We start from the raw sequence: 25889 nt of genomic DNA, 5'->3' as shown, positions 1-25889 counted from the left end.
AGGAGACCCCCATGACCAGCACCCTCAACAAGATCGCCGCCGCCGTCTCCAACGGCCGCGAATACCAGGCCAAGGCCGAAGTCGTCCCCATGGTCGCCGCCCGCTACCCCATGCTGGCCAAGTACCTCCGCGACGCCCGCGACGCCTACCTCACCGGCGCAACCCTCGCCGGACTCCCCACCGGCCACGAACTGCCCGAGATCAAGGAGCTCGGCCGCATCGCCCGCGCCTGGCTCGACTACCTCACCGACACCAGCATCGTGGCCACCGCCATCGCCGCCGGATTCCCTGCCCACCTCACCCCCATGGTGTCGGTCAGCAGCCTGCGCGCCTGGCTCACCACCCCCGCCTACGGCGACAACAACCCCCGCTTCACCCACATCCTCGACACCGCCCGCACCCGCTACGCCGACGCCTACCCCGACCTGGCGGGCTGCGCGGACTGCGGAGCCCAGGAGAGCGAGGACTGCCACCCCTTCTGCTCTACACAGCAGCCCGACGACGCGCCCATCATCGGCGAACTCGTCCGCGCCGACGACCTGCCCGACTCCTGGCGGTTCGCCAACGTCGTCCAGTTGGAGAGCCTGGCCCGCCACCGGGCGCGAATGAACACCCTGCACGTCCTGGAGATCACCAGCGGCAAGACGAACGCGCCCACCGCCACCGACTTCGTCGACACCATGCGCCGCCTCTGAACCACCCCACCCCCGCCCACACCGGGCGGGGGCCCACACCAACCCTCCGAACTCCTCCGAAAGACCACCATGAGCACCCCCGAGATCGTCATCCCCACACGCGTCCACGAGATCAGCGAGCGGCGCGCCTACCCCACCGTGGTCATCGATCAGTGGGACGCCCTGAAGTGCGCCGGGCCGTGCAACAACACCCCCGAGGGCTCCGGCTTCGAGTACGCCCCCAACGACCCCACGATCACCCTGCCCCCCGGCACCGACCGGGACGGCCTCTACATGTGCTGCTCCTGCAGAACCGTCATCGACATCAAGCGCGCCCGGATCGGAGCCTGACCATGACCACCATCACCCGCTTCGCCCCACTCCGCCCCTACGAGCGCGGCGGCTGGCAGTGCAGTCGCACCACCCCCACCGCGTGCACCAGCGACTCGGTCATCGCCGCCGTCAACGAGACCACACCCGCAGGGCCTTGGCGGTACGGCCTGTGCGCCCCGCACGCCGCCGCACTCGGATGCCCCGCCGACCTGCTCCCCGCCCAGTCGCCCGCCGTCGCGGAGGCCGCCCCCGCGCCGGGGGAGGGAGGCGGCAAGTGGGTACTCATCGCCACCAACACCCACGGGCACTATGAGACGATCGGCCACGTCTACACCGCGAAGGGCCTCGCCGACCTGGAGACCCTCGCCCGCGAGCGCGGCCTGACCGTCGTGGGTACCGCGCCCCTCACCTCCAAGGCCGACTTCGCCGCCAGGCGATAGCCACACCGAGGAGCACCACAGCGCCCGCCAGGTATGGCGGGCGCTGATCTGTTTCGTGGCCACGGCGACCGGCACTCCGGCCAGCGTGCCCCCGGCCCCGCTGCTGGCTTCAGCGCGTAGCGATCCACTACAGTCCGTCAGACGCCGTGTCCCTGTCGTGGGAACGGCCGCCAGCACAGCCTCACCGCGCGTCAAAGCGACGAGAGACGCGAGGACCGGGCTCGTCTGGCCGGCCGGGGCGCAGATACGGCACACCTAGCCCCTGACGCTCTCCACCGAGGGCGTCAGGGGCTGCGCCTTACGGATCTGCGCTCGGGCATCATCGCCAGCGAAACGCATGACCGCGATCCCCGCGAAGGTCCCGCCCAGACCACCGCCGCCGCGTCCGAGGCGACACTAACCCCCGAACCCGGCATCCTCCCGACCGACCTGGAGCGGCACGGGAGGGACTGCATGGCCATCGACCTGATCACCCGCAACGAGTGGAACGCCCGCCGCCCCAAGGGCGCTTACACCCCGATCAACTCCACCCGAGGCGCCAAGGTCCACTACACCGGCGGCGTCGTCCCCGCCTCGATCGTCCACGACCACGCCATCTGCGTGCGGCTCGTCCAGGGATTTCAGAACCACCACATGGACGGCAACGGCTGGATGGACCTCGCCTACAGCATGGCCGCCTGCCCGCACCGCAAGGTGTTCGAAGGACGCGGCCCCCACAAACTGACCGCAGCCAACGGCGCCGGACTCAACAGCCAGCACTACAGTGTGCTCGCCCTCGTCGGCTCCTCCGGCTTCACCCAGCCCAACCCCGGCCTCCTGCACGGTATCCGCGACGCCATCGACTACCTGCGTGCCCACGGCCGCGCAGGCAACGAGATCCGCGGCCACCGCGACGGCTTCTCCACCAGCTGCCCCGGAAAGCCCCTCTACGACTGGGTGAAGGACGGCGCACCCCGCCCAGGAGGCGGTGCCGGCCCCGGCACGCCGGGCGGCCAGACACCGAAACCACCCGCCAAGCCGCCGTCCACGGGAAAGCAGTCCGCGTGGCCAGGCCGGTACCTGGCCTACAAGCCCGACGCGCTCATGAGCGGCGCTGACGTCGCCCAGTGGCAGCGCATGCTGCGCAAGCGCGGCTACACGATCGACGTCGACGGCAAGTTCGGCAAGATGACGCGCGCCGCGACCATCGTCCTTCAGCGTGCCGCGGGTGAGGTCCCGGACGGGATCGTCGGCCCGAACACCTGGCGCGCTGGCTTCTAACCTCCTCGACCGCACGAACCGATGGGAGAACCCTCCACCATGGCCACCAGCGCACCCGCTACCTGGTCGCGGCCCCTCGTCTACGTGAAGGGCAGGCAGGTCATGCGCGGTCCTGACGTCGAAGCCTGGCAGGCCCGCCTCAGTCAGCTCGGCTACACGGTCACCGTCGACGGCCGGTACGGGCCCGCCACGGCGGCCGCCACTCGCGAGCTCCAGGCCCACCGCGGGCTGCTCGTCACCGGCTGCGTGGATAAAACCACCCACGCGAACGGCGGCCGTGATCTCGTCCTTACGGACGAAGGTCTGCTCCTCGAGGAGGGCGCCCACAATGGGGCAGGCGCTGGGTGAGCAGGTGCGTAACCACGAATCCCCTCAATCCGTGCAACGTGGGGGATGGCGTGTTCAAGGTCGTGGGACGATTTAAGGCTTCGCGTTCACTGGGGGCGCGCGGCTGAGGCTGAAGGAGGCTCATCGTGTACCAGTACGACGGCGCTGGGCACGGAGACGTGCGTCATTTCGAATACAAGGACAGGGCCGACCCCGAAGCTCACATGAGCATCAGATGCGGCAACTGTGGCGACCAGGTGGGCGCGGCTGTGATCGCCAGTGCGCCGGAGCATGCCACCGGCTTTCCGTGGGTGCATTGGCTGCGGTGCCCGACATGCCACCTGGGGATGGTGGTCAACCAACGCCGCTATCAGTACCCGAACGTCGTGCCCGGATCGCAACTCCAGGGACTTCCGAAGGCGGTAGCGGATGCCTATTCGGAGGCACGGCAAGCGGCCGGCGCCAACTGCTATACGTCGTGCGAGCTCATGTGTCGCAAGATCCTTATGTATGTGGCCGTGGATAAGGGCGAGCCAGCTGGTAAGCCGTTCGTGCAGTACCTGACGGCGCTGGAGAACCTCGGCTACATCACTCCGCCGATGAAGAAGTGGGTGGACATGATCCGCCAGCACGGCAACCACGCGACGCACGAGCTGCCCACGCCCGACCGGAGCCGGGCCGAGATGACCTTGAGCTTCACCGAACAGTTGCTCCGCATGGTCTACGAGATGGAGTACCTCGCCAACAGCTTCACCGCTCCTGCAGCATCCGCTCCAGTAAGCGGTCAGGGCGGCATTCCCCCCGTGAGCGGCGGCACCTTCCCGTAGAAGCTCATGTCCTCGCCAGGTCGCGTGACGTCGGCATTGCTCGAACGCGAACTCGGCATCCGGCCGTGACATGCCGCTGGCGGCCGCCCTGGAAGGACGGCCGCCAGCGCTAGACGATGGGGGATATGAGGTCAGAGCTTGAAGGACCTCAGGATGGGGCCGAGGATCGCGGGATCGGCACCCACGCGGATGACCAGATACACCACGCCGAGCCCGATGGCGCCCTTGACGAGGATCCGCAGGGCGTTCGAGGAGACCCAGAAGCCGTCACCGGGCGGCGGGGTCGCAGGCGGGGACTGGTCGGTCGTGTTGGGCAAGAAATCTCCATACGGGTCGGACCGGCCCCGGAAGGAGTGCGCCGCCGTTGCGGCACCCCACGCGCATGGATAGCCTGGAGTTGATAGGTACAGGCATTTAGCACGTCGGGCCTCCTTCCAGGGGTCGGTGTTGAGTGCGACGAGAAGGGCTTCGAGCCGATGGCACGGCTGGGGGCCCTTTCGTCGTATCCAACGCTAGTACGGCGGAGCGACAGAGTGTGAGCGCCGTAGTTGGGCGGCCTGTCATCTGAACGGGCGCCCGAAGCTATAACCTTCTGACCTGTATCAATTCGCCCTCAGGAGGCTCGGACCTGCTAATAGGTTGTCGATCCTAAGGCTGTATTCGGTGATGTAGTCGGCGAAGAAGCCGACGACTTCCTTCGGCCCTCGGTCCTCTGACCTCGCAGCAAAGCTCGTGCAGGCTCTGAACGCGAAACCTTCTCCATGACCTTGAGCGGCGCGTGGTCCATGGCCATGCCGCCCGCCGAGCCCACCTCGGAGGCGGGGCCAGACAGCCCCAAGAGGGTGAACGCGTTCGCCCGAACGGGACCCGCGGGGCACCTGCTCCGAAGAGACTGGCGTTGCGGGGAAGCCGACGTCTTGCGCGAGCTCCCCGCCGAGAACGGCGCAAGCATCTTCAGTCGATCGAACTCCCGTACGATGTTGTGGACACCAGATTGGGCGTGCCGCCGGGGGCAGCTATGAGCGACTGCTGCCGAGCTATAGGAGCACCGCGAGCGTCAGCCAGGAAGCCGCTGCACCCGCCACCGCGCCCGCAGATACCTGCGCCGCGGTGTGGTCGTTGATCGCTACTCTCGACCACCCGATCGCCGCCACCACCAGCCCGCCGAGCACCCACACCGGCACGGCGGGCAGCAGCTTGGCGAGCATCACCACGGAGCCGGCCGCGACCGCCGTGTGGAACGAGATCTTCCACACGAGGGTGATCGGGCCCACCACGGCGAGCGTGGCCAGCATGATGGCGACGCACGCCACCATCACCATCGGGGCGCCCAACACGGCCAGCAGGACGAGCGCCGCCACCACCAGGGCGACGATCACGGCGATCAGCTTCGGCCGCTCCGACCTGGTGGTGATGTGACGGTTCCCGAACCTGCCGGACTTCACGCCCAGGGCGATCACGCCCGCGGGGATGCCGCCGCACAGGGCGGCCGCGAGCGCACCCCAGCCGAGGCCCGCCCAGCCCGACGAGATCGCGCCCACCGCGAGCGGCAACCCGATCACCAGATGCGCGGGTGCGAACACCTCCGTCACCGCACGCGCTGCGCGGCTCTCTCCAGCTTGAACTGTGCCGCCACCGCGCGCAGCCATACCGTCTCCATCTCCACATCGCCGGCGAAATCGGGCCCAGGGATCTTCCCAGAAGGAACACCCGGGGCGCGACCCGCACGGGCGACGGCCAGCGCCTCGGCGACCCACGCGGCCACCTCGCGCGGCTCCTCTGTGGCCGGCGGCTCCTCGACGGAGGTGAGAGACAGCATGCCGTCGCGGATTTCGAGGACGCGCCGTACCCGGCGAGCGCCGAGGGTGCCCTTCATACCGAGCGAGATGCCGGGGTACTGGTCGACGAGCGCCTGCCATAGGGGCCGCAGCTCCGACAGATCGCGGGCAAGCCGCATGCGAGCCTTCAGCGCCCGGTAGGCCGGGATGGAGGTTCCCGCCGTGATACCGACGATGCACAGCAGGAAGCTCGTCCGGCCCAGCACAGACCACTCCCCCCACGTGGTGTCCGAGTTGATCAGGTGGGCGACGTTCACCACCATCACCTGGCCACGGTTGATGACCCCGGCCGCCATGCCCATCGTGGACAGGGCCAGGCCGACGCGCAGGAGCGGTGGCGCGACCCGCAGGAACCGGGCGAACATCACCCCGGCCGCGGCCAGGCAGATGATGAGCCAGCCGTCGAACACGGCAAGGTAGGCGCGGCCCGCGGTCGACGTGCCGCCGGCGGGGGCGTGGGCGCCGTCCACCCAGTAGATTCGGCCGCCTCGCAGGATGAACATGGTGGTCAGGACGCTGATCACAATGAGGGCGGTGGGCCAGATCCAGCGGGCGCGAGAGGGAAGGTCGCGGCGGGTGATGACCTCCACGTAGGCGAGGAGGCAGGTCGCGGATGCGAGGCCGGTGATGTGGCGGGCCAGGGTGGCCACCTCCATGCCGGTCGTCGCGTCAAGCCAGGCCACGATCGGGGCAGCGGTGAACACCCTGGATAAGGCCAGGCCTGTGAACGCCGCCCACAGCATCCTCTGCGAGTAGGAGGTCACGGCCGGGCGGATTCGGGAGATCGCGGCGCCCCACAGCAGGATGAGCGCGATCCAATCGACAAGGGTCATTCGGGAGGCTACCTCTCGTATCCGAATGTGCGGCTCAGCATCCGCAGACCCTCGTCGTCACCGTCGTCTCGGCGTTCGCTCGCCCGCACCAGCAGCAGCGTGGCCAGCTTCTCGGCTTCCCGCTCCTCGAGCGTGTCGTATCGGGCACGCGCCTTGAACCGCCGCGCCTCGAAGGCTTCAACGATGGGCTCTACCAGGATTCGCAGGGCACGTTCGGCGTCGCCGCCGACGTCGCCGTGGCCGAGCAGCATGTGGGCGATCTCGTGTAACAGGATGTTGGTCAGCAGGACCCCGGCCGCGCCGGGCGCGTAGAACAGGTGGTCGGCCTTCCTGGTGGCGAACCACAGCCCGGTCACCGCCCCGGATGCCTCGGCGGGCATCCGGTGGACGTGGAGCGGCCGTCCTCGCGAGCGACGGATTCGCCGGAGGAACTCGGCCAGCGTGAACGGCTGGGGGATAGGCGCAGCCTCACAGGCGGCAACCAGGTCAGGGGAGGGCACGCAAGATGACCTTTCCGGGGCAGGGCCCGGACAGACTACCCGCCCTTCCAGTCAGGTTCGTGTCAGAGGTTCTCGAAATCGTCTTCCTCGTCAAGGGATTCGGCCGCGCGCATCGCCTCCACCATCTGCGCAACCGCAGACAGCGACAACGGTGACAAGCCATTCATCCTCTGCGCGATGTTCGTCACGCCGAGCTCCTCCAGGCCCCGCCGTACGTCCTCACGCTGCTGCCGTTCGCCCTCGCCGTCCTCCGTCTCTGGGACCGAGTCCCGGCCGGTCAGCCAGTCGATGCTCGTGCCGAGCAGATCGGCTAGCGCCTGCAGGTGCTCCAGCGACGGGTTGGTCTTGTCGCCCTTGCGCAGTTGCCCAATGTAGGCGTGCGTGATCGACGCTCCGCGTCGACGTAACTCCCGAGCTGCGCCGCGATCGGAATACCCCCTTTCCTGCAACGCCTCTGCCAGCCTCTCGGCCAGAGTCGCCACCCTTGAGCCTCCCTTCGGATACCGCTATGCGTCCATTTGGGAGCCAAGAGTACACACCAGAGGCAACCTGGCTCTCAGCAGTTGACAGAAGTCCCAGCAAACCACAAGGATCATGCACTCCAAGGTGGCAACCGACATATGCCACCGCGCTTCCCCGTGTACCCCGACAGTTCACGCATGTCCGGAGCTACCTGTTGATCGAGGATCTCTCCCCCGAAAGTCGCGAGCTGTTCCTGAAGCTTTCGGCTGATCTGTATGAGGAAGCGCTCGAGCAAATCCAGAACGAGCCTCAGCCGAACGAGGGTCTCGCCTTCTATGAAGTCGTCCGCCAAGCGGAAGACCGCGAGATGGAGGAGCACAACTCGCGGATGCTGGTCTACCGGCACCTGAAGGACCTCGCGGTCTACCGGATGGCCAAGGTTCAGCGGATGCCGTTCGACCGTATCGGCGTCCGCGTGAAGAAGTCCCGCACCTGGGCCCACGAGCACACCATGCCCGCCGAGCACGTCAACAACATCATCCAGATGTACGCTGCGGCCGAAGAGCAGCACCGCGCGGCGTTTCTCGACCAGCCGGTCGCGGAGTACGCGCGCGACCCGAGCGGGAACGTCCTCGACTTCGCCCCCGCAGCTCAAGACGCGCGAAGGGCTCACACTTCTGCGGCCCGCCTGTCCATCGTCTTCCGACGCCTTCGCACCTGGCTCGCCGGGACGGCCGCCGCCGCCATCCCCGCCTACGTCGCGGTGCGCGCCGTCGTCGACAGCTACACCACGGCCGTGCAGACCGCGCTCATGAGCAACGGCGCCCTCATGCCCCTGCCTGGCATGGAATCGCTGGGAGGCGTCGGCGCGACCAGCTTCGGAGCCGCCTCGGCCGGGAGCGGAAGCGCGCATGCCGCGGGTCCCGTCGCCACGGCGGTCGGGAAGTTCATGAGCGGCGCCGTCATCACCGTCCAGGCCGCCACCGGCGTCTCAGCACCAGCCGCGACCGTCGCCATCGCCACGGTGGGCGCGGGTGCCGGCGCGCCTGCCGTGCTGGCCGTCGAGGACGCCGTGGGCCAGGCGGCCAAGCCCCTCGCCATGGCGCTCGGCTGGCAGGACAAGACCACCCCCGCAGGCGAACCGTCCTCACACACGCCGATCGAGGACGACCTGCCACCGGCCGGACCCCCGGCGCTGCCGTACCCCACCGCGGACCCCACCGCGACTGGCGGGTTCCCCGCCGAGCCGGACGCGTCAGCCCTGCCGAGCACGCCTTCCCCCATCGCCGCCACCCCCCAGCCGACGCAGACGGTACCGACCGCATCGGCGACCCGGCTGTCGTCACCCACCACGGCGCCCACGACGACCTCGACCGCCACCACGAAGCCGGTTCCCACCGTGACCAGCGTGGCGATGCCGACCACGCAGCCGTCGACCATGCAGCCGACGCAGCAGCCGACCACGCCGCAGGAGACTCCGACGAGCGCCCCCACGAAGGAGCCGACCCCGGCCCCATCAGACCAGCCCACCAGCCTGCCCACGCAGGAGCCGAAGCCCGCCCCGAGCGAGCAGCCGCCCCCGCCGCCCACGAGCGACCCGACCCCGGCACCCACCGACAGCCCGACACCGCAACCTACGCCGAGCAGCGAGCCCACACCGGCACCGAGCCCGAGCCCGAGCCCGAGCCAGACGCCGAGCGGCGAGCCGACCCCGACCTCGGAGCCCACCAGGGAGCCCACGACCGCCCCAACCAGTACCCCGCCCGACAGCGGACCGACCCACCCCGGCCCCGACGACACCACCTCGGGCGGCACGCCCAACGGAGACGAACCCGAACCGCTCACGCTCCAAGGCGTGGCCTCTGGCGGAGAGCCCGGCCAGGATCGCGGCCCTTTCTCGGCGGTCTTGTCGACGGAGCCGGCTATCAGCGTCAGGCAGGACTGGTGATCGGCCGCGCGGCCGTGTGGCCCGCCTGGTGGCTAGACCCGCTCCTCGACCAGCAGGCCCACCGGCCTGGCCGAGACCTCGACCCGATCGCGTCGGCATTGGCCGGCCGGGACGTGTATCGCGCCTACTGCGCGTGCGGCCAGCTCGACGATCAGCACGTGTTCGACGGCTCCGAACTGTGGGCGGCCTACGCCGAGCACATGGAGCAGATGCAGGCCGCCGCCCGTACGGCGGCCGCTCCCTAGACGGCTTGCGCCGCCGCCTTTGGGGAAGCGCATCCCCGACCCTCGCTCAGGGGGGTGGCGGCGCAAGCACTCGGCCTCGCCCTCGCAGGGTGTGCGGGAACTCTCTCTCCCGCGTCGGGGGCGGGGCCGAACCTTATGGACGCCTTTGGATCGGTCCGAGGCGTTCACGCGGGCCGCAACGCCGTAAATGATCTCTGTGTAGTGGACGCTAGTCGACGAACTCGCCTCCCCTGATGCCCTGGGGCCAGAAGGGGGAAGCGCCCGGCAGAACGGCTCTCAGGGGCTGGCTCGGTTGCAAGGTCCAGGGAGGCATACTGGCCGGATGCACGCGATCAGCAGCACATGGGACGAACCGCTCCCGAAGGGCGCCACGATGGGCGAGCTCATGGAGGGGCGCTTCCGCTCTTACTCCTGCTTCTGCGGGCAGCCGCTCCTCGACCGCTCTGCGGCTCAGCTCCACGCCATCGAGACAAACCAGTGCTCGATATGCCTGGGGCAGACGCGTATCTCTCTGGTGCCGGGCACCGAGCATGGATGCGGGTATTGCAATGTCACGGGGACGCGAGACGCCGAGCTCGCCGAGCAGCTGGACCGGGGAAAGGTGGAAGCGGTCATCGACGAGGCCGCGTTCCTCAGGGTTGTCGAGGGGTTCCGGGGCGAAGCCTTCACTCAGCCCGACATCGTTGAGCGCTTGGCCGCGATGGCGCCCGAGGTGCTGACACCGCAGCTGATGCTGCGCGTGGGGCAGCTGCTGAGAGTTGTTGAGCGTAAGGGGGTCATCATGCGGGTCTCGGCGCCCTCCGGTGTGGACGGCGTGGTCGTGCTCTATGACACCCCCCGCTACCAGGTGACCTCCTCGGGTACTCGGCCCGCCTGACTCCCGGGGTGCTGGGCCGCCGGGGTCAGGACGGAGATCGCAGGTCCTCGGCGAGGCGGCTCATCCGGTGATGGAGAAGATCGTGCCGAGCATCCCGCGAACGGCGGCGAGCTGCGCTTCTGGTAGGTCGCCCACCTTGCTCTTGAGCCGGACGGCCGCCACGGTGCTGATGCGGTCGATCATCGCGGCCCGGCCTTCGCCAACGTCGACCACGAACGCGGTCAGGGTGTGCGCCAGGTCGGCGGCCTCGACGTGCGCGGTGAGCACGTTGTCGTTGTAGAGCGTGTGGTAGAAGTCGCCGGTCACGACCAGTCGGACTTCTTCGCGGTCGCCGAGCTGGACGGTCCACAACTCGCCGAAGCGGTGGCTCACGCGGCCTCACCGCGGTGCTCGTCGGCGGCCCGCGAGAGGTCCTCGGCGACAACTCGCTCGTCGGCCTCCTGGGTGGCGGCCGCGCCGGCGCCGTACACCGCGGCGCGGGCGGCGGCGTCGTGGGAGGCGGCGATCTCGCGAAGCGCGCCGCGCTCCAGGACGGTGCTCACGCTGATCCCGTTCTCTTCGGCGTGCTTGCGCACCGCTTCCAGGATCCAGGGAGCGATGCTCAGGGATGTCTTCGACTTAGCCATACGAGGAGTATAGCCGCGCGGTATTACTCCGAGTGGGAGGATAGCGAATACTGCTCTCGATTTTTAACACCGGGAATGTCGCTTCCCACAGATAAAACCGATACGATCATGGAGCGCTCAACCCCACCGAGGACCTGCGGCCTCCGGGGCGGGCGCAAAAACCCCAGGACGCATGGAAGGACCCGAACATGTACTTACGCGACAGCGGCTCGCCCACCCCGGTCGAGCAGATCCCGGTTCAGCCCGCCGCGCTGGCACAGGCGCGAGAGAAGGCGCTCGCCCCTCACGCTCTCGTCGCCGACCCCGGCCTCGCCCCTCACACGGTCGGCCTCGTGCCGCTCGACGCGGACCACGCCACCCTGACCGCCCACCTCGACGCCAGCCCCGACTGGAAGCGCACCGCGTCCACCAACAACACCTTCATCTACCGCCACGACGGAGAAGACGGCACCTACCGCGTCTTCGTCCCGGCCGACGACAACCCGACCTACGACGGCGAGGACAAGGTGATGTGCGCCGAAGCTGCGTACAGCATCAACGCGGTCACCCTCGGCCTGCCCGCCAACACGCCCAACGAGGCGATCCGCCGCCTGGTCGAGATCGTCGAAACCACCCGCCGGCGGGACATCGCCTGGCCGTACCCCGCGATGACGACCCTCTACGGCATCGCCACCGGGCAGGACGTGACCCGGTGAACCACCTGCACACCACCCTGACGCCCGAGCGTCTCGCTGAACTCGCCGCCCTGGGCCGCACCCTGGCGGCGCGTTCTCGCTTCGTCGACCCGGAGGCAGCCGCCCGCTCGAAGAAGCTCCTCCGTGAGAGGGGCGAGACATGGGCTGCCAGTGTCCTCATGCGGGACCTGTCTCGCCGCTCTCTCCTCCTGCCCGCCTACCCGTGGCTGGAGGACGGCGAGATGGAGACGCTGGTCCTCGCCGAGCAGGCCGAATGGAACCAACTCGCCGAAGCGGCAGGAGGGAACCCCCGATGAGCCCCCGCGAGATCGCCGAAGCCTGCCTTCTCACCCCCGAAAACGGCCACCTCCTGTGGGAGTGGGCCGCGTCCAAGCCCTGGTACGGCGCTGACGGCCAGGTGGATGGCCTGTCGATCTACACACCCGGTGGGCGGGTCAAGGCCGACTTCGGCGACTGGATCGTGAAGGACGGGCACGGCGCGTTCTGGCCAGTCAAGCCCGAAGCGTTCGTCGCCTTGGCCGCGGCCGGATCGGCTGGCGGCGAGACGTGGCGAGACCCGCTGGCCGAGACGATCAAGCTGAAGTTCAGCGCTACCGACAAGGACAGGTCGACCGTGCTGGGCACCATCGACACAGGCCTGAAGCCCGCCGAATGGGAAGCCAAGTCCGACACGTGGCGGAAGACGTACGCCGACCTCGAATACCACCAGTGGCTCAAGCAGCTCGACGGCGGATGGGAGATCGCCTGATGACCACGATCCCTGCAGTCAACCTGATCCAGCCCACCGCCAGTCGCGATGAGATCATCGCCCATCTCGACGCCTCCTCCGAGTGGCAACGGAGTTCGGAGACGGAAACCAGCTCTTACACGTGGCGGCTCACCCTTCCTTCCACCGACCCCTACAGCCGCGTCTACACCGGCGGGCAGAGCGTTTCCGTCCGCCTTCCCGCGCCGGGCATGTACGAGCGCCTCGGCTCCCACTACGTGATCGCCGAGTGCGCCGAAGCTACCCACATCATCAACGCTGTCGCCCTGCGGATGTCGCCCGACACCGATTGTGAGGTCGTCGAGCGGATCGCGGCCGCCTACCAGCAGCTCGACCCCAGCCACCCCGCCGCGCTCATCCTCTCCGGGCAGGTCGAGGCGAGAGACGAATGAACACCTCCACCAACGGCGGCGACTGGCTACGCATGCGTCTCCAGGCCCAACGATTCTGGCTGACCTTCCGGCTGACGTGCGACCCATTCCGGGGCGATCTGAAGTTCGACCTTCGAGAGATCGAACGGGCGCTCGCCTTCGGCAAGAGCATGCGGTCAAACTGGAGGAAACCGTGAACGGTATGCCGTACAACATCGACGGCTGGAACGCCGCCGTGCTGGTGGGCACGCCTGTCCGCTACTGGAGCGGCTACCGCGAGGGGGAAGGCAAGACCAGCCGGACCCGGTCCACCGCCCAGCTCCTCGGCGGCCACACCGCCGTTGTGTGGCTGGAGGACGTCGCGGGCTGTGTCTCGCTCACCCACGTTGAGCCCGTCGACACCGACCTGCTCATGACCGAAGGAAGCCTTTCATGAGCGCCGCCGACTGGCAGTATCCAGGCGAACCTACCGAGCTGAAGCATCTCGTCGACGCGCTCTCGACCGGTCTGGAACGCGTCGGCTGGACGGTGCGCCTCCCCAGCTCGGAGATCACCATCTCGGGGAACGCCTGGGCCAGCGAAGCAGACGAGAGGCAGGGCGGCAGCGTGGCCCGCCGCAGCCTGTACGAGGTCGCCGAGCAGGCGATCGCCACGGTGGACGCGCTCGGCTGGAAGCACTCCGACCAGCCTGCGATCGACATCAGCCCCGCTGACCCCGCCCCCACGTGGGAGCAGCAGAGGCGCCGCTACCTGCTCCGGATGACGTTTCGGCTGAGGCCCTGGACCGCATGAGCGACGCACTGCCCCAGACGATCACCACGGTGGACGGCGTTGACGCGCTGCCCGCCGTGGTGGTGGCCGCTGACCCGCTCAAGGACCCCTATCTCGCCTACCTCGCCACCCTCGACGCGGCCGAGTCGAAGCGCACCATGCGCGGCTGCCTCGACCGGATCGCCCGCATCCTCACCGGGCACGACCCGAACGGAGTCGACCCCGAGACGGGCGAGGTCGACCAGGCCGTGCTCGCCATCACCGGGCAGGGCTTCCCGTGGCACCTGCTCCGCTACGAGCACACCATCCAAGTCCGCGCGATCATCGCCAAGCAGGCCACCCGGCAGGAGGACGGCACCCTCAAGCCGTGGTCGCCCGCTCACCGCAACAAGCACCTGGTCGCGCTCCGCCAGGTCCTCGACCAGGCTTGGCGGCTCGGCCTGATCAGCGCCGAAGACCGCGACCGCGCCCAGCGGCTCGACCCGTTCAAAGGCAAGCGGCTCCCGGCCGGCGAGCACGTGCCGATCGAGCGCGTCGGCGCGCTGCTCGCCGAATGCGACGCTGACGCCGTACTGCCCGAGTCCGACGACGAGGACCCCCGCGACCAAGCACGGCGCGAGGAACGGCGCAGGCGGGCACTGCGAGACGCGGCAGTCATCGCCGTCCTATACGGCTCCGGCGTGCGCCGCGCCGAGCTGGCCGGGCTCGCCCTCGCCGACTACGACCCGGCCGCACGATCCCTGAAGGTGCGCGGCAAGGGTGACAAGGAACGGCTCGTCTACATCAACTCCTCCACGGTCGGCCGCGTCGAAGCCTGGCTGACGGTCCGCGGCCGCGACCCGGGCGGCTTGTTCACGCCGTTCACGCCGCGTGGCGGACACATCCGGCGCGACAAGCAGGGCCGGATCGCCCACATGAAGGACGGGCAGTCCGTCAGCGACATTCTCGCTGCGCGCAGCGAGCAGGCCGGGATCGCGCCGCAGGCCGCGCACGACATGCGGCGCACGTTCATCGGCGAACTCCTCGACGCCGGCGTCGACCTGGCCACGGCGCAGGCGCTCGCTGGGCATGCCTCGCCGAGCACGACCGCCCGCTACGACCGGCGCCCGGAACGTACCCGCCGAGATGCCGTCGACCGGCTGCGCACCCCGGAACCTGCTCCGTTGCCGGGAGTCATACGAACGCGGGACAAGGGGACCAGCAGGCGACAGACTGAAGCATCGCGGCTCAGCCCGAACACTTCTACGGCGGACGAAGGATCGAGATCATGACCCGCTTTCCTCCAGGCGACCCGATCTACGACCCCGCGTTCAAGGCAGCGGCGGCCGCGTGGCACTCCCTCATCGACTACGCCGAAGCGTGCGCCGAAGCAGCCGTCGACGCTGACCCGGCCAGGCTCACTGTGACCGACGACTATGAAGGCGCCCGCCAGGCGCTGAAAGCAGCGGTCGACAGCCGCATTCTGCACCTCGTGCAGGATGCGGCCATGCGCTTCCAAGCTGCGGTGGAGGCCCCCAAGGACCTGTCTGCTCTCGTGGCCGGCGACTCCGGGGGAGAGAACGAGCTGGCGCTGATGGGCGCGGTCATGATGCTTCGTGGCTCGCTTCATCACCTCGGCGAGGCCCTCGATGATCTGGGCCGGGCGTTCCCCGACCCGAGCGAGGAATAGAGTTGACGCCATGACGAGCGACAGCCAGCCGCCGAACCTCTTCGACACCGTGCCCTTCGCGGGCGTCAAAGACGGCGACCAGGTGATCGACATCGGTCTGTCCACAGAGACGCCCGTGTGCGACTTCTGCTCCGCCGATCCGGCCGTCGTCTACTTCCCCGTCGAGGAGTTCGAGATCGTCCACCCCGGGCTGATCCAGGGCATGGCCGTCGTGTCCGGAGACCGTTTCTACGCCTGCGGTCCATGCGCGGAGCTGTTCGAGGCTGGCAAGCTCGGCGGGCTCCGCCGCCGTTACACCAGCCTGCAGCAGAGTGCACCTTCTGATTCCGCGGTTGCGTTGTGGCTTGGCGCGAAGAATCACCGCCAAGGCGATCCGGTCACGTTCCAGCCGGGCACGAACCCCGAGCAAGGCCGATGACCCGGACCGCTAGCACCACAGGGCCCACGACCGGCCGATCCAATGACGTCCCGGGGCCATGACCACCCTCGGCCATCAGGCGTGGACGTAAAGCCCCGCAGGTGTGCAGGATCGCTGCCCATGACCGAAAACACGACCACGCATCAGTGGCAGGCGTCCACCGTCCTCCAGGTATCCACCGAGCAAATCCAGGACATGCTCGCGAACGCTGCCCTCGGCGAGGCGCCTGCGATCGAGCTGCCAGCAGGCACGGAGATCGACGTGCTCACCGTGAACTGCAGGGCATGCATGCGCCTGTTCGAAGACGCAGCCGACGAGCCGTGCACGCCCGTCCCCATGCCCTGACCTGCGGATGCGACGTTAGCAACAGAATGTCCTAGCTTCCTCTCCCACCGTGGAGAGGAAGCAGAGCATGACCCAACCCCCTGCTGGCGCCTCGACCTTGCCGCCCTACAGCGGCCCTGACGTCGACTGCCCGAAGTGCGGAGCGAGCGGCGCGACCACCGAGCACCGGCCAGCGCGCGACGCCATCTTCCTGCCGTGGAATCCCGCCGTGCGCGTCGATGGCCCCCAGCCGGAGCGGATGTTCCGCCGCTGCTCCTCGTGCGGATACGGCTGGAACGAGGCGCCCCTGGATGCTGAACCCTGCCGCGCTGTGGCGGCCGTCGACGTCGGCGGGCTGGAGGATATCCAGCGTGTGGTCGCGGAGCGGCTCGCCGCGAGAGGGGGTCTCCGCTGATGCCTTTCGTTCAGCACGGCGGCCGGTTCTGCTCCTGGTACACCAGCGACCCCCTCGACCAGATCCCCGTCACGCCTGCCTCGTGGGGGCCGCCCGAGCAAGCCGAGTGGCCTCGTTACGGCGAGTGCCGATCCTGCCGCGAGCATGGCACTGTCTACGAGGTGCCCGCGCTGGCCGCCGACGTCATCGACTCCGCTGCGGCGTTCACGCGGTGGCTGCGCGAGGCGATCAGCCACCACGCTTCCCGCCCCGGCGACCCGGCGTTCGTCGGCCACCGCACCGAGGCCGACGTCGCGCTGATGAGCTGGCACGGGCCCATCGAACTCATCATCTTCGACGGCCACGGTCATGCTCCGTCACGGGTGTTGAACTGCCGGGAGTGCAGGTCGGCCAGCTACCCGTGCCGAACGCTGCGCATGATGGCCGCGCCGTACCGGTTCGACTGGCTCGACCACCGGACGGAGTGGCTACCGTAGCCGCGATCCTGATGACCGGTGGCAGCCTCTACCTGGCTCCGATCGGAACGGACCCGCGTGACATCACTTCTGGACTTCCATCGGCTACCTCGAGGCGGACGGGCTCAGCATGTCGGCCGATGAAGACCTGCCGGCCATGGCGGCACCGCCGCCGAGATGGCACACCATGACTGTCCTCATCCGAACGAAACGGGGGGGCGGCACGATGCCTTCCCAGGGCGACACGCCGTAACCAACCGTGACGGATAGTCCGATGTGCCCTTACGGTAAGGCCTGTTGTGCTGTCCCGGTGTGGGAACGGCTCACCGGCGAGGCTCGCCCTGCGACGAGGCAGGCCACCCTTCGCCGCGAGCTGGACAGGGATAGACGCGATGCGGCGGGTAGCGGCTCAAGAACCCATCGGGAGCCGTTGCCCGCCCTGCGTCTCCCTTCACGGGGTGCAGGTAAGAACGCTGTCATAGGCCCCAAACGGCGTTGATCTTGTTGTGACCCGCATAGTCGATGCTGAGCGGGCATGACAAGCCCCCCGCTCCACATCGACGAACTCGTTTCACCCCGGAATGAGTTACGTCAGGACCGCGCGGCCTTGGCCAACGCTATCCACGCTTGATGCCGGTCCGACGCCTTCTCCTCCCACCACGGGTGAGAGTTGATCTGTTCCAAGATCCGCAGCCGCTCGGCCCGTGCCTCGGCCAGAGCTGCCTCACCCTCCATATCGCGTTCGGCCTTTCCCTCCAGCACGGCCACGTTGGAAGGCAGCGCGCCGGCGAGCTTCCGGCAGTGGTCATCGACTGCGAACCACTCCCGCTTGAGCTCCACCAGATCAGAAGGCAGGTCGAAGTCAGCCATCATTCCCCCAGGTCGGCACGGTTTGTGCGCCGATCCTACGACTGGCCTGAAGTGCCACGAACGCCGCCACACCTGCCCCTGGCGAAGGAGCCCGAAGACCGTAAGCGGCTGTCCTAAACCCGTGCGATGGAAGCGCTGCGCCGAGAGGCCATCCAGTTCAACTGTGCGCTCATGCCCTCTTCGAGGCGTGTCGCCGGTGTCCAACCCAGCGTCCCCTGCGCTGTGGTCGTGTCGGCGCAGGTAGCGGCTACGTCTCCGCTGCGCGCGTTTTCGGATTTGAGGGAGATCTTCCGGTGAGTGAGCCGTTGAGCTTGGTCGATGACATCGTGCAACGCTGTGCCGCCACCACCACCGACGTTGATCACGCAGTGAGACAAGCGGACGCTGCCTGCGGCGATGGTGGCTGCGATGGCGTCGTCGACGTAGGTGAAGTCGCGTGTCTGCTTGCCGTTTCCGTAGAGGGTCACGGCTTGGCCGGTCGTGGCGGCGGTCAGGAGTCGCTGGATGAACATGTCCTCTCGCTGGCGCGGTCCGTAGACGGTGAAGTAGCGCAGGGCAACCACGGTGGTGTCGCATTCGGGGCGTGCCGCGTGGGCGAGGCACAGTTGTTCTTCGGCGAGCTTGGTCACCGCGTACGGCGAGGCGGGGCGGGGGTGGTCGGTTTCGCTGCTGGGGCGACCGTTGGCGGAGCCGTACACGCTGGAGGAGGAGGCGACGACAAGGCGGGGGACGCGCAGACGGGTGACGGCGTGCATGAGGCGCTGGGTGGCGCTGATGTTGCAGGCCACGTAGTCGTCGAAGTCGGCTCCCCAGGAGGGGTGAACGCCGGGGATGCCTGCGAGGTGGAAGACGACTTCGGCGCCGGGCAGGAGCGGTTCGATGGCGCAGGCGCGCAGGTCGCCGGTCACGAAGATGAAGCGGGGGTCGTGCCGGATGGCGGCCAAGTTGAGGGCGGCGGTTCGGTGGGTTTCGGGGTCGCGCCGGTCGACGCCAACCACGTCGACGCCCTGAGCCAGCAGTGCCTGGCACAGGTGCGAGCCGAGGAATCCGGCGGCACCGGTGACGACGGCACGCGTCGGCAGGGCACGGGCGATGGCGAGAGGGGCCGTCGAGTGCATGAGGATCCTCCGGGTCAGCGTAGGTGGGTGAGCAGCGACCGGCCGTGGGCCATGAGTTCGGCATCGTTGCTCTGGTAGCCGCGTACCAGTGCAGTGACGGCTTCCAGAGCGTCGAAGCGATCGAGGAGCTCTTGTTCGTCGGGGGTGGGGTGGTGGCCGTAGCCGTCGGAGAACGTCTCGCGCAGGGCGGGTGTGCGTCGCCAGTGGCGGTGGTGGAGCCGGGCGAAGTCGCGGATGCGTGCGTCGAGCCGGGTGTGCTCGAAGTCGAGCACGCTCATGCCCCAGCCGGGGGTGAAGATCCAGTTGCGTGGCTGGTAGTCCAGATGGCAGATCGCGCTGTCGACGGTGGTGTCGGCGAGGACGTCGGCGCGGCGGTGCAGCACGTGGAGCTCGCTGGCGGTGATGAGGGTGGCCAGGTGGGCTCGGGCCGCCCACCAGCGCATCCGTTCGGCCAGGTAGGAGGAGACCTGTGGGCTCGGGTGCGGGCCGGGCGCGGCTTGGTGGAGCAGCCGAAGGACGTGACCGGCCGCGTGGTGAGCGTGCCGCTCGGCCGGTGACCCGGCCGGCAGCTGGGTGACGCGCCGACCGGGGACGGCGGTCAGCAGCAGGCACCGGCTGGCCGGCTCGGCGGCGATCAGGTGGGGAGCGTGCTCGCCGAGGGCAGGCACCCACGTGCTGTAGGCGCGCGCCTCGGCCTCGAATCGGTCGGGGTTGCTGTGGTGCTTGAGGATGTAGCGCTGCCCGTCGGCGCCTTCCAGCAGTCGCAGGTGGGGTGGCAGATCGGCACGGCTTAAGACAGTGATCGGGCCGAGATGCTGGCGGGCGAGCGGGAGCAGGTCGTCCTCGAGGGTGATCACGAGGCCTCCAGGGCGGCCAGGTGAGCGGTGTCGTTGTGGGAGTGGAGCATCCAGCGCTCGTCGTTGAAGCGGTTGCGGTGCAGCTGCCAGTGAGTGATGGAGGCGTGGTCGACGGTGAAGCCCGCGGTGAGGCCGGGCGGCAGGTGCAGGAGGAGGGTGTGCGCGGCGAGGACAGTTTCGCCGTGCGCGGCCAGCAGCACCCGCGCCCCCTGGTGGTCGCGGATCAGGCTGGCCACGACGGTGCCAGCTCGCTGGAGGTAGCCGTTCCAGGTGTCGGAGCCTGGTGCCCACGGCTGGTCGGGGTGGGCGTGGGGGCCGCCGCGGAACGCGGTCTTGACCTCGTACCACGGCTTGCCGTCCGCGTCGCCGTGCCGGGGGCCGTCCAACGTGTTGCCAATGATCAGCGGCAGGCCGAGCGCGTCGGCGAGGATCTGTCCGCTCTCGCGCAGCCGCTGGCGGGGCCCTGCGTACAGGTGGGTGAAGGGGTGGGCGCGGTGGGCTGCGGCCAGGCGGTCGGCGGCCAGGGTCACCTGGCGGCGGCCGAGGTCGGTCAGGCCTGTGCAGGTACGGGGGCCGCCGACGACGCCGTCAGCGTTGCATTGGGCCTGGCCGTGCCGGACGAAGAGCAGTTCGGTGACGATCACAGCAGATCCTCCGAAGCGGGACGGACGGCGGGCCAGGGATATCGGTAACCGCCCCGGCCCAAATAGGGCAGGGTGAGCAGGTGGTGGAGCTCGGCGTAGTCGAGCAGCTGGGCGAGCGTGACCGGCGTCAGGTCGGCGGCGGTGAGCGGCTGGTTGTAGCTGGCCAGCGCGGCGGTGAAGGTACCGGTCGGCAGACGGCCGTGGCTCATGGCCAGGGTGAGGAGCAGCTTGGCCAGGTCGTAGCCGAACGGCGCGAGCGTGAGGTCGTCGAGGTCGATCACGACCGGTTCGCCGCGGGCGCCGATGAGCACGTTGCGGGGATTGGTGTCCTTGTAAAAGGCGACCGGGGCGGCCGGGTGCGGGCTCAGCAGGGGCAGCAGCGCGACGACCTGCTGGGCGGTGGCATGGCCGGTCTGCTGGCGGCGGTTCAGGGCTGCTAGGCGCGGGGTTACGAAGTCGGCCAGGTCAAGGCCGCTGGCCAACGGGCGAGGGGTGTTCAGCCGCGCGTGGTGCAAGTCGCTCGCCCACGCCGCGGCGTGCGCTCGGCCGAGGGCGGCGGCCACCGTGAGCGTGTCGCCGACCTGGGCATGGCGGCCGTCGACGAAGCCGAAGTCGATGCGGGAGGCGTGCACGGCCAGGATCGGCGGCAGCCGGAACGGCTGGGCATGCTCGGCCAGCCAGGCATGATGGGCGGCCGCCTGGCTGGCTGCCTGGCTGCTCGGGTAGCGCTTGGTGAACACGCCGGGGGTCATGCGCTCTGTCCTCGGGTGGCGACCACGTAGGCGATCGTGGAGACGGCTGTCACGGGACGCTCGGGTGTGTGGCGGCGCAACGCCGCGGCGATCGCGTCCGGGTGCCCGGCCAGCGGGGGCGGTAGGCAGTACTTCGGGTTGGTGGCCAGATAGGCAGCCACGTGGTCCAGGCCCGCGAAGACGAACTCGTGCTGCTCATGCTCGACGCGGATGAGGGGGATGATGGGCGCGACCAGGTCGGGCAGGTTGCCGCTGTGGGCGCTGGCGTACAGGCTGGGCCGCTCGGCCGCGCGAGGGTCGAGGCCAGTGGCGGCGAGCAGCTGGTCGAGGGCGTGGTAGCTATCGGCGGACTTGGTCACCAAGATCGCGGTGCCGCCGGGCGTGAGCGTCCGGCCGAGTTCGGCGATGACCGGGCGGGGGTCGGGGGCGTGATAGAGGCAGAAGGCCGCCACCACGAGGTCGCAGGAGGCCTCTGGGAGCGGGAGGGCGTGAAAGTCGGCGCGCAGGTAAGCCACTGCGGTCCGGGCGGCGGCTGGCCAGGCGGGCTCGACTCTGGTTCGGGCGGCGGCCAGCATCGCCGCCGAGGCGTCGACCAGCAGCAGGGCGCGCGGCTGCAGCCGTTCGATGAGGACGCGGCTGCTGGTGCCCCGGCCACAGCCGACGTCGGCGACGGTGGCATCGGCGGGTGCGCCGAGGTGCTCCAGGGCGAGGTCGGCGATCACCTGGGCGACGGGCCGTCCGCAGGTCTTGGCCTGGTGCAGCGCGGAGGTGCGGGTGGCCAGCCGGGTGTCGTCGCGGTACAGGTCGGCGGTCGTGGCCGGGTTGGTGAAGGCGTTGCCGTTCACGGTCATGGGCAGCCCGCCCCGCGACTGTGGGTTCGGCTGGTTATCGGGTGGCGGCCAGCTGCTCCAGCCAGCGCCTGGTCTTGGCGCGGCTGGTCAGGAACACCACCTGCTTGCCGGCGGCGTACTGGTGGATCTTCGCCACGACCTGGGGTCGCATCTTCCGCCGGTAGGAGGTGACGTAGCGGACAACTCCCCAGTGGATGCGGTTGTAGACGCCCTGGGCGTGCTGGCCGGCGCCGTGCCGTGCCTGCCGCGACAGGATGCCCCACAGCGCGGCCGGAGTGGAGACGTCCATCATCACCACGGTGTCGCACGCCTCCAACCTGACGTGCAGGGAGGAGTTGTAGTTGCCGTCGATGACCCAGCGCGGGGCCGCGACGAGCTCGCGCTGGGCGGCCTCGAACTTCTCCGGTGGCAGCGCGTTCCACTCGTCGTCGTAGAAGACCGCGTCCAAATGGGTGACCGGCGCGTTCAGCAGACGGCCGAGCTCGCGCGCCAGGTGGGATTTGCCGCTTCCACCCGACCCGACGACAGCGACCCGGTTCATCTGCATGGTTCTCCACGATAGTGGCGGGGTGGGTGGAAGGAGAGGTGGAACGGCTGCCCGGTGCCGCATCCATCCAGACGGTGATCGAGGCGATGATCGAGGTGGTCATGAGCATGCTCCGACCTGATCGCGGCTGCTGCCGGCGAGATCGGCCAGCAGGCGGTCCAGGGTGCGGAGTTGGCGGCTGAGCCGGAACAGCTCCAGCTTGGCCAGGCACTCGCCGATCAGCTCGCGGTGGACGGGCCCACCCGCGAGCGAGAACAACGCGTGCGCCTTGGCGATGACGTCGGCGCCGCTGCTCACGATCAAGGACTCGGGCACGAACTCGGTGGCGTGCGCGATGGTGGCTGGCGCGAGCGGCAGGCATCCCGCGAGTACGGCTTCGAAGATCCGCTGGGTCATCTGCCCGGTGACGGCGTACCGGTCGGGCAGTAGCAGCACGGTGGCCAGGCTCTCGTGGTAGATCTGGCTGACCTCGGCGAAGGGCACGCGGCCCAGGAAACAGACCTGCGGCCAGCGGCTGGTGTTCGGCCACTTCCCGGCGACTCGATGGGGCAGGCGGGCCGCGGCGGGCACGAAGAACTCCTCGAACGCCTCATCGCGGTCGTACTGGTTGCCTACGTAGCACAGCGGATACGGCCGCTTGCGTGCGGCCAGCTCGGCGGGGTCGGCCGCATCCAGCACAGCATCGTCCGCAGGGAACAGCAGGGTGGCCGCTCCGGGAGTGGGGGCAACGGCGGCTTCGCAGACGACGACGCCGCGGTGATGCCGTAGCGGGGAGTTCGCGGGCAGTTGCCGGTCCTTGTCCCAGATGATCGTCGGCAGCCCGAGGCCGTGGGTGTAGTGGTCGACCAGGTCGCTCTGCCGGTGCAGATCGCAGGTGTGGCCGGGCGTGCCGCACGGGGTGGTGTTGCGGTCGGGGATGGGCCAGCGCCATTCGAGGAACAGCACGTCCAGGTCGGGCAGGCCCGCGTCGAAGAGATAGCGGGTGGCGACGGGGTCGCCTGCTTCGGCCAGGTCCCGGTCGGGCTGGAGGAACACCAGCTCGTGGCCTGCTGAGCGGATGCCGTCGACGAAGGGGCGGCGGTGGCTGCGGCCGCCGTCCGGCGTGTCGGTGATGCCGGGGCCGATGAACCCCCAGAAGCTGTAGCCGATCTTCACTTGGTGATCCACCGCCCGTCCAGCAGCAGCGCGTCCAGGCCGCTTGTCGCCAGGCAGTCCAGCGCCATGGCGGGGGTGCCGCAGATCGGCTTGCCCTTGACGTTGAGGGAGGTGTTGATCAGGACCGGGACGCCGGTACGGCGGGTGAACGCGGTCAGGACGGCGTGGACGAACGGGTTGCCGTCCTTGGTGACGGTCTGCAGGCGGGCGGTGTCGTTGGCGTGGATCACGGTGGGGATCACCGTGCGGGCCAGGTCGGTCACGCCGGAGGCCATCGACATGAACGGGGCGTCCTGGCCGAGGGTGAAGTAGTCGGCGGCGTGCTCGGCCAGCACCATGGGCGCGAACGGCCGGAACGGCTCGCGGAACTTCACCGAGTCGTTCAGCCGCGCGACCACGTCCGGCTGCAGCGGCGAGGCGAGGATCGACCGGTTGCCTAGCGCGCGCGGGCCCGCCTCGATGCGGCCGTGGAACAAGCCGACGATGAGCCCGGCGGCGAGCTGGTCGGCCAGGAAGTCCGCCGCGTCGCCGTCGACGGGTTTCTCTGCCAGGGACGGCCACGGGGTCAGGTCGAGCGGGTGGCCGCCGAAATCCGGGCCCAGGTAGCAGGCGCCGGCGATGCCCGCCAGCGGGCGGGCGCTCGCGTCGATGTGCGCGGCCGCGGCCGCGCCGATCGCGGTGCCTGCGTCGCCGGGCGCAGGCGGCACGAACACCTCCTCGAACAGGCCCGCTTCGATGATCTTGCCGATCGCGACGCAGTTGGTGGCCACCCCGCCGCCGACGCACAACCGCCGCTCCCCGGTGCGGTCGCGGGCGAGCCGGGCCAGGTGCAGCATGACCTGCTCGGTGCGTTCCTGTAGGGCGGCGGCCAGGTCGCGGTGCACGTCGGTGATCGGCTCGTGTGGGCGGCGGCGCGGGCAGGTAGCCGCGCCGAAGCGCGGCCGCAGCCGGGCGTAGGCAGACGAGAGCACACGCGGCGCGAAGTAGGCCGGATGCAGGACGAACCCGTTCGGCGTGATCGGAATGATCCGCTCGAACAGGGCACGGAAGCGTGCCGGGTCGCCAAGGGCAGCCAGCGCCATCACCGTGCCCTCTTCATCGCCGCGCCGCCACCCCAGGTGCTCGGTGACCGCCCCGTAGGCGTAGCCGAGCGAGCCCGGATCACGCAGCGCCAGCACGGTGCCCAGCGCGGGGCGTCCAGGCTCGACCAGGCGTGCGGCGGCGATGGTGGTGGTCTGGGTCTCGCCGAGGCTGTCGGCGATGACGACCGCCGCGCGTTCCCAGCCGGAGGCGGCGAAGGCGTACATCTGGTGGGTGCGATGGTGCTGAAGCGGCCGGACGCGGGCGTGCGGGAAGCGCCGCTTCAGGCCCCGGGCTCGGCGCAAGGTCCGCACGCCGACCTTGGCGAAACTGACCGCGCGGGGCAGCGCGCGATCGCTGGAGGCAGGATGGGCCAGCAGCGCCGGCAGCGTGGCCAGGTCTGCCAGATAGCGCGGGCCGTGGAAGTTGTAGGCGACCGTGTCCACCTGCTCGGCCGTGAGCCCGCTCTCCTGCAGCAGCCAGGCGACCGCCTGCTCGGGGTAGGCGCGGGTGTGCTTGACCTGCGACAGCCGCTCCTCCTCGACGAAGCCGACGAGCTCACCGTCGACCAGCAGCGCGGCGGCCGAATCGTGGGTGAAGGAGCACAGACCAAGCACCACGTCCGGCCGGGCCCTTGGCGCGGGCTCCAGCGGGCTCACCGGGTCACCTCCGCGGCACGCTGCTGGAGGACCTCGTACCAGGCCTGGAGCGCCTGGCCGAGCGGCCCGGCGATCTGGTGGGCCCGATCCAGGGCGCGGGTCCGCTCGCCGCTCTTCCACTGCCGGTAGCTGGCCAGCACCCCGGCCATCGCGTCCCACCCCGGGTGGCCGACCGAGCGGCCCATCAGGACCTCGACCAGCAGCGCGTCGAAGCCGTCCCAGGGCGTGGCCAGCGACGGCATGATGGGGCTCGGCGGGCCGACGCAGACGGCGGCTGCGGCC

38 protein-coding genes and 1 pseudogene are annotated in these 25889 nt (G+C 69.3%); 22 read left to right on the top strand and 17 right to left on the bottom strand.

From position 1 onward, the window contains the following. Nucleotides 1-11 precede the first annotated feature (11 nt). The 6 genes from H4W81_RS45960 (at nt 12) to H4W81_RS45935 (ending at nt 3861) form a co-directional block, all read left to right on the top strand. Entirely contained in the window at nt 12-695 is a 684-nt protein-coding gene (locus H4W81_RS45960) for a hypothetical protein (RefSeq protein ID WP_192781523.1), read from the top strand. 69 nt (nt 696-764) lie between these two features. After that, nucleotides 765-1025, top strand: a complete 261-nt coding sequence (locus H4W81_RS45955; RefSeq protein WP_192781522.1) for a hypothetical protein — start codon at nt 765-767, stop codon at nt 1023-1025. 2 nt (nt 1026-1027) lie between these two features. Continuing rightward, on the top strand, nt 1028-1447 hold the full coding sequence (locus H4W81_RS45950) for a hypothetical protein (RefSeq protein ID WP_192781521.1): 420 nt from the start codon (nt 1028-1030) through the stop codon (nt 1445-1447). Between the two features lie 453 nt (nt 1448-1900). Further along, nucleotides 1901-2707 (top strand): peptidoglycan recognition protein family protein, encoded by an 807-nt coding sequence (locus H4W81_RS45945; RefSeq protein WP_192781520.1) that lies wholly within the window; start codon nt 1901-1903, stop codon nt 2705-2707. 39 nt (nt 2708-2746) lie between these two features. After that, entirely contained in the window at nt 2747-3055 is a 309-nt protein-coding gene (locus H4W81_RS45940) for a peptidoglycan-binding domain-containing protein (RefSeq protein ID WP_225960929.1), read from the top strand. A gap of 125 nt (nt 3056-3180) precedes the next feature. Then, on the top strand, nt 3181-3861 hold the full coding sequence (locus H4W81_RS45935) for a DUF4145 domain-containing protein (RefSeq protein ID WP_192781518.1): 681 nt from the start codon (nt 3181-3183) through the stop codon (nt 3859-3861). A gap of 131 nt (nt 3862-3992) precedes the next feature. Here H4W81_RS45935 and H4W81_RS45930 read toward each other — a convergent pair whose 3' ends face one another. The 5 genes from H4W81_RS45930 to H4W81_RS45910 all read right to left on the bottom strand — a co-directional run bounded on the left by H4W81_RS45930 (nt 3993) and on the right by H4W81_RS45910 (nt 7514). After that, nucleotides 3993-4178, bottom strand: a complete 186-nt coding sequence (locus tag H4W81_RS45930) for a hypothetical protein (RefSeq protein WP_192781517.1) — start codon at nt 4176-4178, stop codon at nt 3993-3995. A gap of 720 nt (nt 4179-4898) precedes the next feature. Then, a complete protein-coding gene (locus tag H4W81_RS45925; protein ID WP_318782539.1) occupies nt 4899-5444 on the bottom strand; it encodes a hypothetical protein in 546 nt (181 codons plus the stop codon). 5 nt (nt 5445-5449) lie between these two features. Beyond that, the gene (locus H4W81_RS45920) at nt 5450-6532 is read right to left on the bottom strand and encodes an MAB_1171c family putative transporter (RefSeq protein ID WP_192781515.1); all 1083 of its coding nucleotides are present in this window, start codon (nt 6530-6532) and stop codon (nt 5450-5452) included. Nucleotides 6533-6540: 8 nt separating this feature from the next. After that, complete coding sequence (locus H4W81_RS45915; RefSeq protein ID WP_192781514.1) at nt 6541-6912, bottom strand: hypothetical protein; 372 nt, start codon at nt 6910-6912, stop codon at nt 6541-6543. Nucleotides 6913-7094: 182 nt separating this feature from the next. After that, the gene (locus tag H4W81_RS45910) at nt 7095-7514 is read right to left on the bottom strand and encodes a helix-turn-helix domain-containing protein (RefSeq protein WP_192781513.1); all 420 of its coding nucleotides are present in this window, start codon (nt 7512-7514) and stop codon (nt 7095-7097) included. Between the two features lie 347 nt (nt 7515-7861). On the opposite strand from H4W81_RS45910, the gene H4W81_RS45905 reads away from it, so the two are divergent. The 3 genes from H4W81_RS45905 to H4W81_RS45895 all read left to right on the top strand — a co-directional run bounded on the left by H4W81_RS45905 (nt 7862) and on the right by H4W81_RS45895 (nt 10564). After that, nucleotides 7862-9442, top strand: a complete 1581-nt coding sequence (locus H4W81_RS45905; RefSeq protein ID WP_192781512.1) for a hypothetical protein — start codon at nt 7862-7864, stop codon at nt 9440-9442. Further along, nucleotides 9439-9687 carry a hypothetical protein gene (locus H4W81_RS45900; protein ID WP_192781511.1) on the top strand — a complete coding sequence of 83 codons (249 nt, stop codon included), beginning with the start codon at nt 9439-9441 and terminating at the stop codon, nt 9685-9687. Before H4W81_RS45905 ends, H4W81_RS45900 begins: the two co-directional genes overlap by 4 nt. 322 nt (nt 9688-10009) lie before the next feature. Beyond that, nucleotides 10010-10564 (top strand): hypothetical protein, encoded by a 555-nt coding sequence (locus H4W81_RS45895; RefSeq protein ID WP_192781510.1) that lies wholly within the window; start codon nt 10010-10012, stop codon nt 10562-10564. 60 nt (nt 10565-10624) lie between these two features. Here H4W81_RS45895 and H4W81_RS45890 read toward each other — a convergent pair whose 3' ends face one another. Both H4W81_RS45890 and H4W81_RS45885 read right to left on the bottom strand, forming a co-directional pair. Next, the gene (locus H4W81_RS45890; protein WP_192781509.1) at nt 10625-10936 is read right to left on the bottom strand and encodes a type II toxin-antitoxin system PemK/MazF family toxin; all 312 of its coding nucleotides are present in this window, start codon (nt 10934-10936) and stop codon (nt 10625-10627) included. Continuing rightward, the gene (locus tag H4W81_RS45885) at nt 10933-11190 is read right to left on the bottom strand and encodes a hypothetical protein (protein ID WP_192781508.1); all 258 of its coding nucleotides are present in this window, start codon (nt 11188-11190) and stop codon (nt 10933-10935) included. The genes H4W81_RS45890 and H4W81_RS45885 overlap by 4 nt, the downstream gene beginning before the upstream one ends. A 188-nt stretch (nt 11191-11378) precedes the next feature. On the opposite strand from H4W81_RS45885, the gene H4W81_RS45880 reads away from it, so the two are divergent. From H4W81_RS45880 to H4W81_RS45820, 13 genes are all read left to right on the top strand, one after another. Continuing rightward, the gene (locus H4W81_RS45880; protein ID WP_192781507.1) at nt 11379-11885 is read left to right on the top strand and encodes a hypothetical protein; all 507 of its coding nucleotides are present in this window, start codon (nt 11379-11381) and stop codon (nt 11883-11885) included. Next, nucleotides 11882-12181, top strand: coding sequence for a hypothetical protein (locus H4W81_RS45875; RefSeq protein WP_192781506.1), 300 nt, complete (start codon nt 11882-11884; stop codon nt 12179-12181). Before H4W81_RS45880 ends, H4W81_RS45875 begins: the two co-directional genes overlap by 4 nt. Then, nucleotides 12178-12633, top strand: coding sequence for a hypothetical protein (locus H4W81_RS45870; RefSeq protein ID WP_192781505.1), 456 nt, complete (start codon nt 12178-12180; stop codon nt 12631-12633). The genes H4W81_RS45875 and H4W81_RS45870 overlap by 4 nt, the downstream gene beginning before the upstream one ends. After that, entirely contained in the window at nt 12633-13043 is a 411-nt protein-coding gene (locus H4W81_RS45865) for a hypothetical protein (RefSeq protein WP_192781504.1), read from the top strand. Before H4W81_RS45870 ends, H4W81_RS45865 begins: the two co-directional genes overlap by 1 nt. Continuing rightward, entirely contained in the window at nt 13040-13219 is a 180-nt protein-coding gene (locus tag H4W81_RS45860; protein ID WP_192781503.1) for a hypothetical protein, read from the top strand. The genes H4W81_RS45865 and H4W81_RS45860 overlap by 4 nt, the downstream gene beginning before the upstream one ends. Then, complete coding sequence (locus tag H4W81_RS45855; RefSeq protein ID WP_225960928.1) at nt 13216-13458, top strand: hypothetical protein; 243 nt, start codon at nt 13216-13218, stop codon at nt 13456-13458. The genes H4W81_RS45860 and H4W81_RS45855 overlap by 4 nt, the downstream gene beginning before the upstream one ends. Further along, nucleotides 13455-13814 (top strand): hypothetical protein, encoded by a 360-nt coding sequence (locus H4W81_RS45850; RefSeq protein WP_192781502.1) that lies wholly within the window; start codon nt 13455-13457, stop codon nt 13812-13814. The genes H4W81_RS45855 and H4W81_RS45850 overlap by 4 nt, the downstream gene beginning before the upstream one ends. Further along, entirely contained in the window at nt 13811-15064 is a 1254-nt protein-coding gene (locus H4W81_RS45845) for a tyrosine-type recombinase/integrase (RefSeq protein WP_192781501.1), read from the top strand. The genes H4W81_RS45850 and H4W81_RS45845 overlap by 4 nt, the downstream gene beginning before the upstream one ends. Then, nucleotides 15061-15462, top strand: a complete 402-nt coding sequence (locus H4W81_RS45840; protein ID WP_192781500.1) for a hypothetical protein — start codon at nt 15061-15063, stop codon at nt 15460-15462. The genes H4W81_RS45845 and H4W81_RS45840 overlap by 4 nt, the downstream gene beginning before the upstream one ends. Nucleotides 15463-15472: 10 nt before the next feature. Next, nucleotides 15473-15880, top strand: a complete 408-nt coding sequence (locus tag H4W81_RS45835) for a hypothetical protein (protein ID WP_192781499.1) — start codon at nt 15473-15475, stop codon at nt 15878-15880. Nucleotides 15881-16000: 120 nt separating this feature from the next. Further along, a complete protein-coding gene (locus H4W81_RS45830; protein ID WP_192781498.1) occupies nt 16001-16225 on the top strand; it encodes a hypothetical protein in 225 nt (74 codons plus the stop codon). A gap of 67 nt (nt 16226-16292) precedes the next feature. Next, on the top strand, nt 16293-16619 hold the full coding sequence (locus H4W81_RS45825) for a hypothetical protein (protein WP_192781497.1): 327 nt from the start codon (nt 16293-16295) through the stop codon (nt 16617-16619). Continuing rightward, complete coding sequence (locus tag H4W81_RS45820; protein WP_192781496.1) at nt 16619-17095, top strand: hypothetical protein; 477 nt, start codon at nt 16619-16621, stop codon at nt 17093-17095. Before H4W81_RS45825 ends, H4W81_RS45820 begins: the two co-directional genes overlap by 1 nt. A gap of 570 nt (nt 17096-17665) precedes the next feature. Here H4W81_RS45820 and H4W81_RS45815 read toward each other — a convergent pair. The 10 genes and pseudogenes from H4W81_RS45815 to H4W81_RS45770 all read right to left on the bottom strand — a co-directional run. Next, on the bottom strand, nt 17666-17947 hold the full coding sequence (locus H4W81_RS45815) for a hypothetical protein (protein ID WP_192781495.1): 282 nt from the start codon (nt 17945-17947) through the stop codon (nt 17666-17668). Between the two features lie 110 nt (nt 17948-18057). Next, nucleotides 18058-19062 (bottom strand): NAD-dependent epimerase/dehydratase family protein, encoded by a 1005-nt coding sequence (locus tag H4W81_RS45810; protein ID WP_192781494.1) that lies wholly within the window; start codon nt 19060-19062, stop codon nt 18058-18060. A gap of 14 nt (nt 19063-19076) precedes the next feature. Next, nucleotides 19077-19919: an aminoglycoside phosphotransferase family protein gene (locus H4W81_RS45805; protein WP_192781493.1), complete on the bottom strand. Its 843-nt coding sequence runs from the start codon at nt 19917-19919 to the stop codon at nt 19077-19079. Beyond that, complete coding sequence (locus tag H4W81_RS45800) at nt 19916-20563, bottom strand: histidine phosphatase family protein (protein ID WP_192781492.1); 648 nt, start codon at nt 20561-20563, stop codon at nt 19916-19918. Before H4W81_RS45800 ends, H4W81_RS45805 begins: the two co-directional genes overlap by 4 nt. Beyond that, nucleotides 20560-21315, bottom strand: coding sequence for a phosphotransferase (locus H4W81_RS45795; RefSeq protein ID WP_192781491.1), 756 nt, complete (start codon nt 21313-21315; stop codon nt 20560-20562). Before H4W81_RS45795 ends, H4W81_RS45800 begins: the two co-directional genes overlap by 4 nt. After that, nucleotides 21312-22166 (bottom strand): class I SAM-dependent methyltransferase, encoded by an 855-nt coding sequence (locus tag H4W81_RS45790; RefSeq protein ID WP_192781490.1) that lies wholly within the window; start codon nt 22164-22166, stop codon nt 21312-21314. The genes H4W81_RS45795 and H4W81_RS45790 overlap by 4 nt, the downstream gene beginning before the upstream one ends. Nucleotides 22167-22200: 34 nt before the next feature. Further along, the gene (locus H4W81_RS45785; protein WP_225960927.1) at nt 22201-22713 is read right to left on the bottom strand and encodes a P-loop NTPase family protein; all 513 of its coding nucleotides are present in this window, start codon (nt 22711-22713) and stop codon (nt 22201-22203) included. Between the two features lie 99 nt (nt 22714-22812). After that, nucleotides 22813-23868: a glycosyltransferase family protein gene (locus H4W81_RS45780; protein ID WP_192781489.1), complete on the bottom strand. Its 1056-nt coding sequence runs from the start codon at nt 23866-23868 to the stop codon at nt 22813-22815. After that, nucleotides 23865-25607: a carbamoyltransferase family protein gene (locus H4W81_RS45775; RefSeq protein WP_318782538.1), complete on the bottom strand. Its 1743-nt coding sequence runs from the start codon at nt 25605-25607 to the stop codon at nt 23865-23867. The genes H4W81_RS45780 and H4W81_RS45775 overlap by 4 nt, the downstream gene beginning before the upstream one ends. Continuing rightward, nucleotides 25604-25889, bottom strand: a pseudogene (locus H4W81_RS45770) (hypothetical protein); the annotation flags it as partial. The pseudogene H4W81_RS45770 and the gene H4W81_RS45775, both read right to left, overlap by 4 nt.

The organism is Nonomuraea africana, assembly GCF_014873535.1.
GTDB classification, from domain to species: domain Bacteria; phylum Actinomycetota; class Actinomycetes; order Streptosporangiales; family Streptosporangiaceae; genus Nonomuraea; species Nonomuraea africana.
Note: the sequence above shows the minus strand (reverse complement) of the source record. Positions and strands in the feature narration are given on the sequence as shown.

What these genes read in the sequence shown, in the direction of transcription:
- H4W81_RS45815 (WP_192781495.1), bottom strand. Translation starts at nt 17,947, where the DNA reads ATGATGGCTGACTTCGACCTGCCTTCTGATCTGGTGGAGCTCAAGCGG.
- H4W81_RS45885 (WP_192781508.1), bottom strand. Translation starts at nt 11,190, where the DNA reads ATGGCTAAGTCGAAGACATCCCTGAGCATCGCTCCCTGGATCCTGGAA.
- H4W81_RS45955 (WP_192781522.1), top strand. Translation starts at nt 765, where the DNA reads ATGAGCACCCCCGAGATCGTCATCCCCACACGCGTCCACGAGATCAGC.
- H4W81_RS45785 (WP_225960927.1), bottom strand. Translation starts at nt 22,713, where the DNA reads ATGCAGATGAACCGGGTCGCTGTCGTCGGGTCGGGTGGAAGCGGCAAA.
- H4W81_RS45940 (WP_225960929.1), top strand. Translation starts at nt 2,747, where the DNA reads ATGGCCACCAGCGCACCCGCTACCTGGTCGCGGCCCCTCGTCTACGTG.
- H4W81_RS45960 (WP_192781523.1), top strand. Translation starts at nt 12, where the DNA reads ATGACCAGCACCCTCAACAAGATCGCCGCCGCCGTCTCCAACGGCCGC.
- H4W81_RS45810 (WP_192781494.1), bottom strand. Translation starts at nt 19,062, where the DNA reads ATGCACTCGACGGCCCCTCTCGCCATCGCCCGTGCCCTGCCGACGCGT.
- H4W81_RS45840 (WP_192781500.1), top strand. Translation starts at nt 15,061, where the DNA reads ATGACCCGCTTTCCTCCAGGCGACCCGATCTACGACCCCGCGTTCAAG.
- H4W81_RS45870 (WP_192781505.1), top strand. Translation starts at nt 12,178, where the DNA reads ATGAGCCCCCGCGAGATCGCCGAAGCCTGCCTTCTCACCCCCGAAAAC.
- H4W81_RS45880 (WP_192781507.1), top strand. Translation starts at nt 11,379, where the DNA reads ATGTACTTACGCGACAGCGGCTCGCCCACCCCGGTCGAGCAGATCCCG.
- H4W81_RS45920 (WP_192781515.1), bottom strand. Translation starts at nt 6,532, where the DNA reads ATGACCCTTGTCGATTGGATCGCGCTCATCCTGCTGTGGGGCGCCGCG.
- H4W81_RS45830 (WP_192781498.1), top strand. Translation starts at nt 16,001, where the DNA reads ATGACCGAAAACACGACCACGCATCAGTGGCAGGCGTCCACCGTCCTC.
- H4W81_RS45850 (WP_192781502.1), top strand. Translation starts at nt 13,455, where the DNA reads ATGAGCGCCGCCGACTGGCAGTATCCAGGCGAACCTACCGAGCTGAAG.
- H4W81_RS45950 (WP_192781521.1), top strand. Translation starts at nt 1,028, where the DNA reads ATGACCACCATCACCCGCTTCGCCCCACTCCGCCCCTACGAGCGCGGC.
- H4W81_RS45825 (WP_192781497.1), top strand. Translation starts at nt 16,293, where the DNA reads ATGACCCAACCCCCTGCTGGCGCCTCGACCTTGCCGCCCTACAGCGGC.
- H4W81_RS45790 (WP_192781490.1), bottom strand. Translation starts at nt 22,166, where the DNA reads ATGACCGTGAACGGCAACGCCTTCACCAACCCGGCCACGACCGCCGAC.
- H4W81_RS45895 (WP_192781510.1), top strand. Translation starts at nt 10,010, where the DNA reads ATGCACGCGATCAGCAGCACATGGGACGAACCGCTCCCGAAGGGCGCC.
- H4W81_RS45945 (WP_192781520.1), top strand. Translation starts at nt 1,901, where the DNA reads ATGGCCATCGACCTGATCACCCGCAACGAGTGGAACGCCCGCCGCCCC.
- H4W81_RS45915 (WP_192781514.1), bottom strand. Translation starts at nt 6,912, where the DNA reads ATGCCCGCCGAGGCATCCGGGGCGGTGACCGGGCTGTGGTTCGCCACC.
- H4W81_RS45865 (WP_192781504.1), top strand. Translation starts at nt 12,633, where the DNA reads ATGACCACGATCCCTGCAGTCAACCTGATCCAGCCCACCGCCAGTCGC.
- H4W81_RS45820 (WP_192781496.1), top strand. Translation starts at nt 16,619, where the DNA reads ATGCCTTTCGTTCAGCACGGCGGCCGGTTCTGCTCCTGGTACACCAGC.
- H4W81_RS45905 (WP_192781512.1), top strand. Translation starts at nt 7,862, where the DNA reads ATGGAGGAGCACAACTCGCGGATGCTGGTCTACCGGCACCTGAAGGAC.
- H4W81_RS45860 (WP_192781503.1), top strand. Translation starts at nt 13,040, where the DNA reads ATGAACACCTCCACCAACGGCGGCGACTGGCTACGCATGCGTCTCCAG.
- H4W81_RS45795 (WP_192781491.1), bottom strand. Translation starts at nt 21,315, where the DNA reads ATGACCCCCGGCGTGTTCACCAAGCGCTACCCGAGCAGCCAGGCAGCC.
- H4W81_RS45835 (WP_192781499.1), top strand. Translation starts at nt 15,473, where the DNA reads ATGACGAGCGACAGCCAGCCGCCGAACCTCTTCGACACCGTGCCCTTC.
- H4W81_RS45845 (WP_192781501.1), top strand. Translation starts at nt 13,811, where the DNA reads ATGAGCGACGCACTGCCCCAGACGATCACCACGGTGGACGGCGTTGAC.